Here is a 12,314-nt window from a genome sequence, read left to right as displayed (position 1 = left end):
AGTATTCAATATAAAGGCACAATTCGAGAAGCCTTAAAACATCAATGCCTCCATGAGAAAACAGCTTATTACAGAGAAATACCGCTCACTAAGGCTGGCTGTACTGAAACAAACGCAAAGCGAGTTTGAGCAGCTTCAACCTGATTTAATTGACTGTATCTCGTTAACTGAAATCAATGAATTAGCGCTTGTTGCTCAAAACCAGTGGCATCCCTCACCGGTTCGTCAGATTGGCTGGGATTGGCGACAAATACTGCAACAGTACCGCAGAGATCATATGGCTAGATTAGAGCTGGCGATATGGCACCACCAGGATCTTAGTGGCCTAATGATCGGGAAAGCGAGTGAGGGCAGACTAGTTGTAAAAATCAACTATATTCAAGGAGGAGACGCAGTAACCCCTTGAAAGGTTATATTCTTCCCATCGCCTCGCGATGTGCCGAACTGTTCGCTGCTGCTATCAATGCCGGATGGATTGGAATCCAAGATCCAATAGAGAATGAAGACTTACTCCATTACTATCACCTATTAGGTTTCAATCAACGCGATCCATTCGATCCAAGAAACAATGCATTGTTCAAGCGTATCAGCTGAGCACTCAGCAGCTTTGCAACCCCATTTTATTCGGTTATAATTACATCAATATGGAGGTACGTATGACACAATTAGCGACAAAAAAAACAGATGACTTCGATTTGGAAAAAGCGCTTAAACGTATGCAATATCATGCGGATAAAACTCGCTTATCATTCGATAAAGCACTGAAAGTCAAATCACCAAAGACACTGGCTGGCCGCCTTGCTGGTCCAGCGAAAGCATAATTGTTATCGCTTTCTGCCTACGCGCTCACTTAGCACCACGTATTATAAATTTTAATCGCTGACCACCCATTATCACCAGAACGCCCTAGCAGATCGCCAAATCCTGCTCAGATCAGTTAAACTGCCTGTATTCCCGACAGTTAGTGACAAGGCGTCCTATGTTTAACGGCAAATCCATTCTGATCACCGGCGGTACTGGTTCTTTTGGTAAAAAGTACGTCCGCACCCTGCTTGAACGCTATCAACCACGTCGCCTCGTGGTGCTCTCTCGCGATGAGCTCAAGCAATATGAAATGCAGCAAACCTTTAACGCCCCTTGCATGCGCTATTTTATCGGCGATGTGCGTGATGGCGATCGTTTAATGCAAGCGATGCAAGGCATTGACTATGTGATTCATGCTGCTGCACTCAAGCAGGTACCTGCCGCCGAATACAACCCGATGGAGTGTATCAAAACCAACATTCACGGTGCAGAGAATGTGATTCGAGCCGCGATTGCCAACGGGGTCGAAAAAGTGATTGCGCTCTCGACCGATAAAGCCGCCAGCCCCAATAATCTCTATGGCGCCACCAAACTGTGTTCAGATAAATTGTTTGTCGCCGCTAACAATATGACCGGGGGCCAAAAGACACGTTTTTCGGTAGTGCGCTATGGCAATGTGGTCGGCTCGCGCGGCTCTGTGGTGCCTTTGTTTAAGAAAAAGGCAGCGGAAGGCGCGGATCACTTGCCCATTACGCATCCTGAAATGACCCGTTTTTGGATTACCTTGCAGCAAGGGGTGGATTTTGTGCTGAAAAACTTTTCGCGCATGTATGGCGGAGAAATATTTGTTCCTAAGATCCCATCGGTTCGCCTGACGGATCTCGCCAGCGCCTATGCCCCGAACACACCCGTCAAGGTGATAGGCATTCGCCCCGGCGAAAAAATGCATGAAGTGATGTGTCCGGCTGATGATGCGCACCTGACGCTCGAATTTGCCGATCATTACGTGATTTGCCCCACCATTAAGTTCTACGATGCCGATGATGACTATCGAGAAAATGCGTTGGGTGAGAAAGGACAGCCCGTGCCAGAAGGGTTTGAGTATCAATCAGGCACTAACCCAGATGTGTTAACCGTCGAGGCTATTTTGCAACTCGACACCGAGCAGTAAAGGAGTATGGCGTTGATCCCATACGGAAAGCAGCATCTTAGCGAGCAAGACTGTGCCGCTGTGCTTGAGGTGCTAAAAAGTGATTATCTGACGCAAGGCCCGCAAGTTCCGGCTTTTGAAGCCGCCGTCGCCGAACTCACCGGGGCTGCGCATGCGGTCGCCGTTAATAGCGCGACATCTGCCCTGCATCTGGCTTGTCTGGCGTTAGGACTGGGCCCAGGCGATCGTTTATGGACCTCCCCCATCACCTTTGTCGCGTCAGCCAATTGTGGCCGATACTGTGATGCTGAGGTGGACTTTGTCGATATCGACCCGAACACACGTAATCTATGCCCCCAGCAGCTCGCGAAAAAGCTGGCACAAGCGGCCGCTACTCACAGCTTACCCAAAGTGCTGGTGGTGGTGCATATGGCCGGTGTCAGTGCGCCAATGGCCGAGATTGCCGCGCTCGCCAAGCGTTATCAGGTAGCCATTATTGAGGATGCGTCACATGCGATGGGCGCCTACTATCAAGAAGCGGCGGTGGGTGGATGCCAGTACAGCGATATTAGCGTGTTTAGTTTTCATCCAGTCAAAGTGGTCACCGCGGGAGAGGCAGGGGTTGCCACTACCCAAAATGCCACATTGGCGAAAGCGCTGCGTCAGTTACGTAGCCACGGGATCACCCGTGACGCAGAAGACTGCCACGCAGCCTTGCCGCCTTGGGGTTATGAGCAGCATGCATTGGGGATGAACTATCGCCTCTCGGATATTCATGCCGCACTTGGCCGTTCACAATTAACCCAGCTTCGTTCCTTTATCGCCAAACGGTTTGCACTCGCCGAGCGCTACCACCAAGCGCTGGCGGATTTGCCCGTCAAGCGACCCATTTTAGACCCTGAGTCGGCATGGCATTTGTATTTGATTGAGCTTGAGCACGCCGATACACGCCGCGCCGTTTTTGAGGCAATGCGTGCGCAAGGCATTGGCGTGAACGTGCACTATATTCCTGTGCATACGCAACCTTACTATCAGGCACTGGGCTTCCAACTCGGAGACTTCCCGCTCGCCGAACAGTATTACGCGGGCGCACTCACTTTGCCGCTTTACCCCGATTTAACCGAGCAACAGCAAGACACAGTGATTGCTGCGCTACAAAAAGCCATTGAGGACGCGTGACCGATGAATGTATGTATTATTCCCGCCCGAGGTGGCAGCAAACGCATTCCGGGCAAGAATCTCAAACTGTTTAACGGTGCGCCCATTATCACTTATGCTATTGCGACAGCGCGTCAAAGTGGACTATTCGATCGCGTCTTGGTTTCCACCGATTGCGACGACATTGCCAGTGTGGCGCGCGATGCAGGGGCAGAGGTGCCTTTTGTACGTCCCGCCGAGATTGCCGGCGATCACGCTACGACCTTGGATGTGCTTGAGCATGCGATCCAGTGGCTTAACCCGTCGCCACAGCAAACGCCTTTGCAAGCGATATGCTGCCTGTATGCTACCACTCCCTTTGTCACCACGGATGACTTGCGCCAAGGCTTAGCGTTACTGGACGGCGACACCGTCAAATACAGTTTTGCCGCCACCCGCTACGCCTTTCCGATTCAGCGCAGTATTCATGTCGATGCCGATGGCAGTGTCAGCATGTTGTGGCCCGAGCACTTCACCACCCGTTCACAAGACTTACAGCCGGCCTACCACGATGCGGGAATGTTTTACTGGGGCACGCCAAGTGCTTTTTTAGCGCGCGAACCGGTTTTTTCCCCTCACTCGAAAGCCGTGTTGATCCCTCATTACCGCGTGCAAGACATTGATGAGCCGGATGACTGGCTACGCGCTGAGCTAATGTATCAACTGTTGGAGCAACAAGCCTTGCTATGAGCCATATTGCCATTCGAGTCGATGCCTCCCAAGCGATAGGTACCGGCCACATCAGCCGCATGCATGTGTTGGCTAGCATGCTACAAGGGTCTGGCCATCAGGTGACCTTAGTGTGTCGCGACTTGCCCGGCAATTTGATAGCAGTCAGCCATGAACAAGGCTTAACGGTGGCGGTGTTGCCTGCTCCCAAAAACTCGCTTAGCAACACCGATTGGCTTGGTGTGAGCCAGCGGCAAGATGCCGAAGAGACAACCGCATACGTCGCTAACCAGCCGGTGGATTTGATGGTGGTGGATCATTACGCCCTCGATGCCCGCTGGGAGCAGTCAATTCACATCCAATTGTGCTGTCCGGTGATGGTAGTCGATGATTTAGCCAATCGGCCCCACGATTGCGCGTTTTGCTCGATCAAAATCCTTGGCCTGATCTCACCACGCGCTACGCATCACGGCTTGTAAATCCACAAACCCGATGCTTATTGGGGCCAGACTATGCACTATTGCGTCCAGCATTTGCCGCCTTACATCAGTCTCCGCCGCCGCGGGAAGATAAGGTAATCGCCTTTTTCTCCGGCACGGACCCGACCGGTGAAAGCCGCAAGCTCGTGGACGCGGTGAAGCACCTAGAAGCCGTTCAACACCTAGAAGAAGAGCAAAAGCTCGATAGGCTGCCTTTCTCGCTATTAATTGTCACCGGCCGGCGTAACCCAGACCGCGATGCATTGTGTAAAGAGCCTGTCCCCGAAGGGGTTAGCGTAGTGGAAGCACTGTCGGACTTTGATGCCCACATGGCACGGGCACGCTATGCGTTTGGGGCGGCCGGTGTGACCGCCATTGAGCGCAGCTGCTTGGGGGTTCCGAGCACCTTGGTGTGTGTGGCGGAAAACCAACACGCCATGGCCGAGTATCTCGCCGGACAACCGGGCTATCAATACTTAGGACGCGGTGAGCACACCCGCTGGCAAGATTACGCGTCTGCACTGCAGCATCTTGCGGCAAACTGGTATCAGCTTCCTACTCTGCCAGCGATCACCGATGGAAAAGGCGCAGAGCGCGTGGTCGCGGCCTTGGAGCATGACTTATGCAACTGATTTTTAAAGCGGTGAGTCACGCGGACAGTGACACCTTATGGCATTGGCGCAATCGTCCCGCTGTCCGCCAGTTTATGTACACTCAGCATGAAATTAGCCATGATGAGCACAAGGCATGGTTCAGCCATATGCTCGCCAATACGCACCGTTATTTCTATATCGTCTACAAGCGCGTAGACAGCCAACCAAACACCCCGCTTGGCGTGGTCAACCTTGACCTCGATAGCGAGAATAGGACAAGTGCGACCTGGGCTTTTTATGCGGCCCCAGATGCACCGCGTGGCAGCGGCGCACTCATGGAATTTGGCGCATTAAGTTTAGCATTTGAGACCTTGGGTGTGACCCAGTTGAACTGTGAAGTGCTCAGTCATAACCAGGGAGTGGTTCGGCTACATCAACGCTTTGGCTTTCGTGAAACGCCGCAAAGTCGGCAACGCACCTTTTCCCTGCCTGAGGGAAAAACAGTCGAGATTGTGTGCCTGTCTTTGTCCGCTGATGAGTGGCAGCAAGACGCCAGCGCCCTTCAAACCAAACTGAATATCGATGCGGTTTATGAACAACGACATTAAAATTGCAGGCCGTTTGATCGGTCCCCAGCATCCTCCCTATATCATTGCCGAAATGTCGGCCAACCATAATGGTAGCCTTGAGCTTGCCAAGCAAACCATCTCCATGGCCAAAGCCTGCGGTGCCGATGCTGTCAAAATGCAAAGCTATACCGCCGATACCATTACCCTTGATTGCGACCACGATGAATTTCAGATCAAAGGCGGACTGTGGGATGGTTATAGTCTCCACCAACTATATCGCTGGGCACAAACCCCGTTTGAGTGGCACAAGCCGTTATTTGATCACGCACGAAAGGAGGGTATCACCCTATTCTCTTCTCCTTTTGATTGCTCAGCGATTAACTTGCTCGAGGATCTTAACGCCCCCGCCTATAAAATTGCCTCGTTCGAGGCGATTGATTTGCCCTTGATTCGCTATGCCGCGCAAACCGGTAAACCGATGATCATCTCAACCGGCATGGCTGACGAGACAGAGATTGCCGAGGCGGTGGCGACGGCCCGTGATAACGGCTGTCGTGAGCTGGTGTTGCTTCATTGTATCAGCGCCTACCCCGCGCCGATGGAACAAAGCCATCTGCGAACCATTCCAACCTTAGCCAGCCGCTATCAAACATTGGCGGGTTTATCCGATCATTCGCTGACCAATACCGCCGCGATCGCAGCCGTGGCACTCGGCGCGTGCGTGATTGAAAAACATGTGATGCTCTCTGAAAATTCGGGAGGCCCGGATGCTGCTTTCTCGCTTACGCCACCTGCACTCAGTGCGCTTTGTGAGCAAACCCACGCGGCGTGGCAAGCGTTAGGAGAAAGCGCCCTCACCACCCGAGAGGCCGAGTCGAGCAACCGTCAATTTAGGCGCTCTTTGTATGTCTGTGAGGATATCGCGCCCGGTGAGCCACTCACGCCCGATAATGTGCGCAGTATTCGTCCTGGCTTTGGGTTGGCGCCGAAACACTATGATGCGGTGCTCGGAAAACGCGCGACACGCGCGTTAACCAAAGGCACCGCGTTGTCGTGGGAGGATATAAACTGATTGTCTAAGTGGGTCATTCCCGAGACCACAAACCAAAAAACCCGGCGAATGAGCCGGGTTTTATCATCGTGCGATAATACTATTATTACATTTGCGCAATCATGTCGTCTGCAAACTCAGAGCACTTACGTAGGCTCGCACCTTCCATTTGACGCTCGAAGTCATAGGTCACAGTTTTGTTGGCGATGGTTTTTTCCATTGATTTGATCACCAAATCAGCGGCTTCAAACCAGCCCATATGACGCAGCATCATTTCTGCTGACAGGATAAGCGAACCTGGGTTTACCTTGTCTTGGCCCGCGTATTTTGGCGCCGTGCCGTGGGTGGCTTCAAACAGTGCCACACCGTCACCAATGTTGGCACCTGGGGCGATACCAATACCACCAACCTGGGCTGCCAAAGCATCAGATACGTAATCACCATTCAAGTTCATGGTGGCAATCACATCATACTCTGCAGGGCGCAACAGGATTTGCTGCAAGAAAGCATCTGCGATGGAATCTTTAATAATGATTTCTTTACCGGTTTTTGGATTTTTCATCGTCATCCACGGACCGCCATCAAGCAACTCGGCACCAAACTCTTTATTGGCTACTTCGTATGCCCAATCTTTAAACGCCCCTTCGGTAAACTTCATGATGTTACCTTTGTGGACGATGGTCAGTGAGTCGCGATCGTTATCGATGGTGTACTCGATAGCCGCACGAACCAGACGCTTGGTACCTTCTTCAGAAATCGGCTTGATACCGATACCACACTGCTCTGGGAAACGGATTTTGTTGGCACCCATTTCTTCGCGCAGGAATTTAATCACTTTATCGGCTTCTGCGGTGCCCGCTTTAAACTCGACACCCGCGTAGATGTCTTCTGAGTTTTCACGGAAGATCACCATATCGGTATCTTCTGGCTTTTTCAGAGGGCTAGGAACGCCAGTGAAGTAACGTACCGGACGCGCACAAATGTAGAGATCGAGCTCTTGGCGAAGGGCCACATTCAGAGAACGAATACCACCGCCAACAGGCGTTGTCAGTGGGCCTTTAATCGCCACTTTGTATTCACGAATAAAGTCGAGTGTTTCAGCCGGTAGCCATTGATCATCACCGTATACCTTGGTGGATTTTTCACCGGTGTAGATTTCCATCCATGAAATCTTACGCTCACCGTTGTAGGCTTTAGCAACTGCGGCATCAACAACTTTGATCATTGCAGGGCTAACATCCATCCCGATGCCATCCCCTTCAATGTAAGGGATCACAGGGTGGTTAGGGACTACCAGTTTTGTGCCGTCGAGTGTAATTTTTTCACCTTCCGCCGGTACAACTACTTTACTTTCCATTTTAATCTCCTAGCGTCCATTTGTTATCTTTGTGTAAGATGCGCAACGAGGATACTCGAATTCATACAACACGCCAAACAGATTATTACGTGTATAATACCAAAGTCTCATTTGCCGTTTAATCTATTTGACAGCCCGTATGCCATATAAATCCCGCTCTCAGCCAGCGTCAAAGGCTGTTTCAAACACCACTGCCAAATCATCTCAACACGCACAGGGTTCACGCGCGACGGCGATGACCACTAAAGTGATACTTGTTAACAAACCTTATAACATGTTGACCCAGTTTAGCGGTGAGCCCGGTGACAGCACATTAGCCGACATCGTCTCCGTAAAAGACGTGTACCCGGCCGGTCGACTCGACAAGGACAGCGAAGGCTTACTGGTACTCACCAATAACGGTGCCTTACAAGCCAGATTAACCCAGCCTTCATCTAAATCTCCCAAAACCTATTGGGTCCAAGTGGAAGGTGAGCCCAGCGATGAAGCGATTCAAGCGCTTTGCGACGGTGTGGAGCTAAAAGATGGTCTAACGCTACCCGCTGAGGTATCAAAAATGGCGTCACCCGCCGTGTGGGAACGCCATCCTCCGGTACGCTATCGCGCCAACATTCCCACTACCTGGTTAAAGGTGGTGCTGCACGAGGGGCGAAATCGACAAGTACGCCGGATGACTGCCCATATTGGCCACCCGACGCTGCGCTTGATTCGCGCCCAACTCGGCGCCTGGCAGCTGGATGATTTGCAGCCAGGCCAGTGGTGTGAGGTTGATCCGCCGAAAGGCTTTGAGCAGTTCACCCCTAAACCCAAAGGGCCAAAAGGGAAAGCACCGCGTGGGCGCACTCGATCGTCCAAGCGCGCACCGTTGAAGAAAGCTCGATAAAGCCAAGCTTCACAGCAATTGTCGTCACCGCTCTGAGATTAGATACCACGCACAGACACGCCGTGAATCCATCCCTGGAGGCTCCGCCGCGCCATCCATGGCGCGGAGGGTCTTTGCGCGGCACCCAATCACAGACTATGTCCGCCATTGATATTTAATCGCATCAACATAAGCTGCATCGGTCGCCGTCCACGCAACCATCTATCCACTTTAGATAACGGTTAACGTGTGAGCCTTATCACATCTGTATCCGGCGATTTGATTCTGTTAAACTCAGCGTCCGTTTATTGATAGCAGCATTTGTGATCACCATGTCAGATAACAGCAGCAAAAAAGTGATTGTCGGAATGTCCGGCGGTGTTGATTCGTCCGTTTCTGCCTACTTGTTGAAACAACAGGGTTATCAGGTCGAAGGCCTGTTTATGAAAAACTGGGAAGAAGATGACAACGAAGAATACTGCTCTGCTGCAGAAGACTTGGCCGATGCGCAAGATGTCTGCGATAAGTTGGGCATTGAGCTACATACCATTAATTTTGCCGCTGAGTATTGGGACAATGTGTTCGAGCATTTTTTGACCGAGTACAAAGCAGGCCGTACACCGAATCCAGATATTCTGTGCAATAAAGAAATAAAATTTAAGGCATTTCTCGAGTTTGCCGACGAAGTGCTAGACGCCGATTATATTGCTATGGGCCATTATGTGCGTCGATCTTTCCCCGACAATGGTGAAAAAGCACAGATGCTGCGTGGCCTTGATAGCAATAAAGACCAAAGCTACTTCTTATATACACTCAGCCACGATCAGATTGCACGTAGCTTATTCCCAGTTGGCGATCTCGAAAAGCCACAAGTGCGCCAAATTGCCGAAGAACAAGGCTTGGTGACCGCAAAGAAAAAAGACTCCACTGGGATCTGCTTTATTGGTGAGCGCAAATTTACTGACTTTTTATCGCAGTACTTACCCGCGCAACCGGGGCCCATCGAAACGACCGATGGCGAGAACATCGGTGAGCACCAAGGCCTGATGTATCATACCCTGGGCCAACGTAAAGGTTTAGGGATTGGCGGATTAAAAGGCGGTAACGGTAGCGAAGCGCCCTGGTATGTGGTCGATAAAGACGTTGAGCGCAATGTACTGATTGTAGGTCAAGGCCATGATCATCCACGCTTATTCTCTGCAGGCTTAATAGCAGCCCAATTACACTGGGTCGATCGCGAGAATGTGACCGAGACACGCCGTTGCACAGTCAAAACCCGATATCGTCAACACGATATATCATGTACTATCACGCCTGTTGATAATGACACCATAAAAGTGACATTCGACGAGCCGCAAATTGCGGTCACCCCTGGCCAATCCGCTGTTTTTTATGACGGCGACGTGTGTTTAGGTGGTGGTATTATCGAGCAACGTATTTAAGGAGCCGTGATCAGTGGCAGAGACGATTTATGATCGCACCCTCGCTTTTGCGAGCATTTGTCAGGCAGCGAAACTGGTGCAAGATGTGTCCCGTCAGGGCTATTGTGACCAAGACGCGCTCAGTACCAGCTTAAGCAGCATCGTGATGACGAACCCGCCCTCGACGCTCGATGTGTTTCGCGGTGAGGTCGGTAATGTCACTGGCGGCGGTGAGTCAGGGCTCCATTTAGGCTTGGAAGCGCTGATCAGCCAGCTGGATAATAGCAGCAACGGTAGCGAGCTAATGCGTTATCTGATCAATTTGCTCGCCTTAGAGCGCAAGCTTGCCAGCCGTCGTGATGCCATGGCGCAATTGGGCGATCGGATCGAAACCATCGAGCGCCAATCGAGCCACTTTGATCTGCTTGATGAGCAAATGATCAGTAATCTTGCCAGTATTTATCTCGACGTCATCAGCCCACTGGGCCCGCGTATTCAGGTTTCTGGCGACCCGCAACACCTACAACAAACCGGCGTGCAACATCGTGTGCGTGCCCTCTTGTTATCTGGTATCCGTAGTACCGTACTATGGCGCCAAGTAGGCGGTAAACGCCGACATCTCATTTTTGGTCGTAAACAAATGGTTGAGCAGGCCAAAACTATTCTAGCCCGTAGCTAATCAGATTGAACTCAGGAGACATAAAATGGAACTGTCAGCGCTGACTGCTGTTTCCCCGGTCGATGGCCGATATGGTACGAAAACGATTGCGTTACGATCGATTTTCAGTGAATTTGGATTGCTAAAGTATCGCACCATCGTTGAAATCCGCTGGCTGCAAAGCTTGGCAGCCACTGACAGCATCAAAGAAGTGCCTGCATTTAGCGATGACGCCAACGCCCTCCTCGATCGGATTGCCGCTGAATTTGATGAGCAAGACGCCGCCCGAATCAAAGAGATTGAGCGCACCACTAATCACGACGTCAAAGCGGTTGAGTACTTTTTAAAAGAAAAAATTGCTCAACACCCAGAGATTCATGCGGTTAGCGAGTTTATTCACTTTGCCTGTACCTCGGAAGATATCAATAACCTATCTCACGCACTGATGCTTAAAGACGCGCGTGATACGGTGATCTTACCGGAAATGCAGCAGCTTGCCGATGCAGTTAAAGACTTGTCACAACAATTCCGCGATGTGCCGATGCTCTCTCGCACCCACGGCCAACCGGCTTCGCCGTCGACCATGGGTAAAGAAATGGCGAACGTTGCCTACCGCATGGCGCGTCAGATTAAGCAAGTCGAAAGCACTGAAATCCTCGGCAAAATCAACGGTGCAGTGGGTAACTACAACGCCCATTTGTCGGCCTACCCAGAGATTGATTGGCACGCCTACAGCGAAGCTTTTGTCACTTCGCTCGGTATCGACTGGAACCCGTACACCACTCAAATTGAGCCGCATGACTACATTGCTGAGCTCTTTGATGCCGTGGCGCGTTTTAACACCATTTTGATCGATTTTGATCGTGATATCTGGGGCTATATCGCGCTGGGTCACTTCAAGCAAAAAACGGTTGAAGGTGAAATTGGCTCGTCGACCATGCCACATAAAGTCAATCCGATTGATTTCGAAAACTCGGAAGGTAACCTCGGCCTGGCGAATGCAATTTTCTCTCACCTGGGGCAAAAGTTGCCGATTTCTCGCTGGCAGCGTGATCTGACTGATTCGACAGTATTACGTAACCTGGGTGTCGGCGTGGGTTACACCCTAATTGCTTATGCCTCGACCCTTAAAGGGATCAGCAAGCTAGAAGTCAACCAAGCCGCGCTAGAAGCCGAGCTGGATAAGAACTGGGAAGTGCTTGCCGAACCGATTCAAACCGTAATGCGTCGCTACGGCATTGAAAAGCCGTACGAGAAGTTGAAAGAGCTGACACGCGGTAAACGGGTGGATGGCGAAGGGATGCGTGCTTTTGTTGATGGCCTCGACTTACCTGAGCATGAAAAAGCGCGCTTGAAGCAAATGACACCGGCTAACTACATTGGTGATGCGGTCAAGCTCACTGACAAACTTTAAGCAAAACGTTCTCATACCTCACGGCCTCCATTGGGGGCCGTTTTTTATCCCCCTCGCACCGCCCCGCTCAGCGCGTTATACTGCCGCAAA

13 protein-coding genes and 1 pseudogene are annotated in these 12,314 nt (G+C 51.3%); 13 read left to right on the top strand and 1 reads right to left on the bottom strand.

Annotated features, from left to right (window positions below; all coding sequences use genetic code 11):
• Nucleotides 1-52: 52 nt before the first annotated feature.
• From HLG76_RS07630 to pseI, 9 genes are all read left to right on the top strand, one after another.
• The gene (locus tag HLG76_RS07630) at nt 53-406 is read left to right on the top strand and encodes a hypothetical protein (protein WP_217706517.1); all 354 of its coding nucleotides are present in this window, start codon (nt 53-55) and stop codon (nt 404-406) included.
• 250 nt (nt 407-656) lie between these two features.
• Nucleotides 657-821, top strand: coding sequence for a hypothetical protein (locus HLG76_RS07625; RefSeq protein WP_021022338.1), 165 nt, complete (start codon nt 657-659; stop codon nt 819-821).
• A gap of 158 nt (nt 822-979) precedes the next feature.
• Entirely contained in the window at nt 980-1,975 is a 996-nt protein-coding gene (gene pseB, locus HLG76_RS07620; protein ID WP_025738853.1) for a UDP-N-acetylglucosamine 4,6-dehydratase (inverting), read from the top strand.
• A gap of 12 nt (nt 1,976-1,987) precedes the next feature.
• The gene (gene pseC / locus HLG76_RS07615; RefSeq protein WP_175993410.1) at nt 1,988-3,133 is read left to right on the top strand and encodes a UDP-4-amino-4,6-dideoxy-N-acetyl-beta-L-altrosamine transaminase; all 1,146 of its coding nucleotides are present in this window, start codon (nt 1,988-1,990) and stop codon (nt 3,131-3,133) included.
• Between the two features lie 3 nt (nt 3,134-3,136).
• Nucleotides 3,137-3,841, top strand: a complete 705-nt coding sequence (gene pseF / locus HLG76_RS07610; protein ID WP_077676709.1) for a pseudaminic acid cytidylyltransferase — start codon at nt 3,137-3,139, stop codon at nt 3,839-3,841.
• Entirely contained in the window at nt 3,838-4,299 is a 462-nt protein-coding gene (locus HLG76_RS14995; RefSeq protein ID WP_254877647.1) for a hypothetical protein, read from the top strand. Before pseF ends, HLG76_RS14995 begins: the two co-directional genes overlap by 4 nt.
• Nucleotides 4,242-4,931: a hypothetical protein gene (locus tag HLG76_RS14990; RefSeq protein WP_254877646.1), complete on the top strand. Its 690-nt coding sequence runs from the start codon at nt 4,242-4,244 to the stop codon at nt 4,929-4,931. The genes HLG76_RS14995 and HLG76_RS14990 overlap by 58 nt, the downstream gene beginning before the upstream one ends.
• Nucleotides 4,922-5,500, top strand: a complete 579-nt coding sequence (gene pseH, locus HLG76_RS07600) for a UDP-4-amino-4,6-dideoxy-N-acetyl-beta-L-altrosamine N-acetyltransferase (protein WP_077669607.1) — start codon at nt 4,922-4,924, stop codon at nt 5,498-5,500. Before HLG76_RS14990 ends, pseH begins: the two co-directional genes overlap by 10 nt.
• Complete coding sequence (pseI, locus tag HLG76_RS07595) at nt 5,484-6,533, top strand: pseudaminic acid synthase (protein ID WP_175993394.1); 1,050 nt, start codon at nt 5,484-5,486, stop codon at nt 6,531-6,533. Before pseH ends, pseI begins: the two co-directional genes overlap by 17 nt.
• A gap of 85 nt (nt 6,534-6,618) precedes the next feature.
• Here pseI and icd read toward each other — a convergent pair whose 3' ends face one another.
• A complete protein-coding gene (gene icd / locus HLG76_RS07590) occupies nt 6,619-7,869 on the bottom strand; it encodes an NADP-dependent isocitrate dehydrogenase (protein ID WP_077576318.1) in 1,251 nt (416 codons plus the stop codon).
• A 139-nt stretch (nt 7,870-8,008) separates the two neighbouring features.
• On the opposite strand from icd, the pseudogene HLG76_RS07585 reads away from it, so the two are divergent.
• The 4 genes and pseudogenes from HLG76_RS07585 to purB form a co-directional block, all read left to right on the top strand.
• A pseudogene (locus HLG76_RS07585) lies at nt 8,009-8,638 on the top strand (pseudouridine synthase); the annotation flags it as partial.
• Nucleotides 8,639-9,063: 425 nt separating this feature from the next.
• Nucleotides 9,064-10,173 carry a tRNA 2-thiouridine(34) synthase MnmA gene (gene mnmA / locus HLG76_RS07580; protein ID WP_077660681.1) on the top strand — a complete coding sequence of 370 codons (1,110 nt, stop codon included), beginning with the start codon at nt 9,064-9,066 and terminating at the stop codon, nt 10,171-10,173.
• A 13-nt stretch (nt 10,174-10,186) separates the two neighbouring features.
• Nucleotides 10,187-10,831: a high frequency lysogenization protein HflD gene (hflD, locus tag HLG76_RS07575; RefSeq protein WP_175993392.1), complete on the top strand. Its 645-nt coding sequence runs from the start codon at nt 10,187-10,189 to the stop codon at nt 10,829-10,831.
• Nucleotides 10,832-10,856: 25 nt separating this feature from the next.
• Nucleotides 10,857-12,224: an adenylosuccinate lyase gene (gene purB / locus HLG76_RS07570; protein WP_077669604.1), complete on the top strand. Its 1,368-nt coding sequence runs from the start codon at nt 10,857-10,859 to the stop codon at nt 12,222-12,224.
• The last annotated feature ends 90 nt before the right edge of the window (nt 12,225-12,314 follow it).

The sequence above is a fragment of the Salinivibrio sp. EAGSL genome (assembly GCF_013366455.1).
Classification (GTDB): domain Bacteria; phylum Pseudomonadota; class Gammaproteobacteria; order Enterobacterales; family Vibrionaceae; genus Salinivibrio; species Salinivibrio costicola.
The sequence above is the reverse complement of the archived record's forward strand: the minus strand, read 5'-3'. Positions and strand labels throughout refer to the sequence as shown.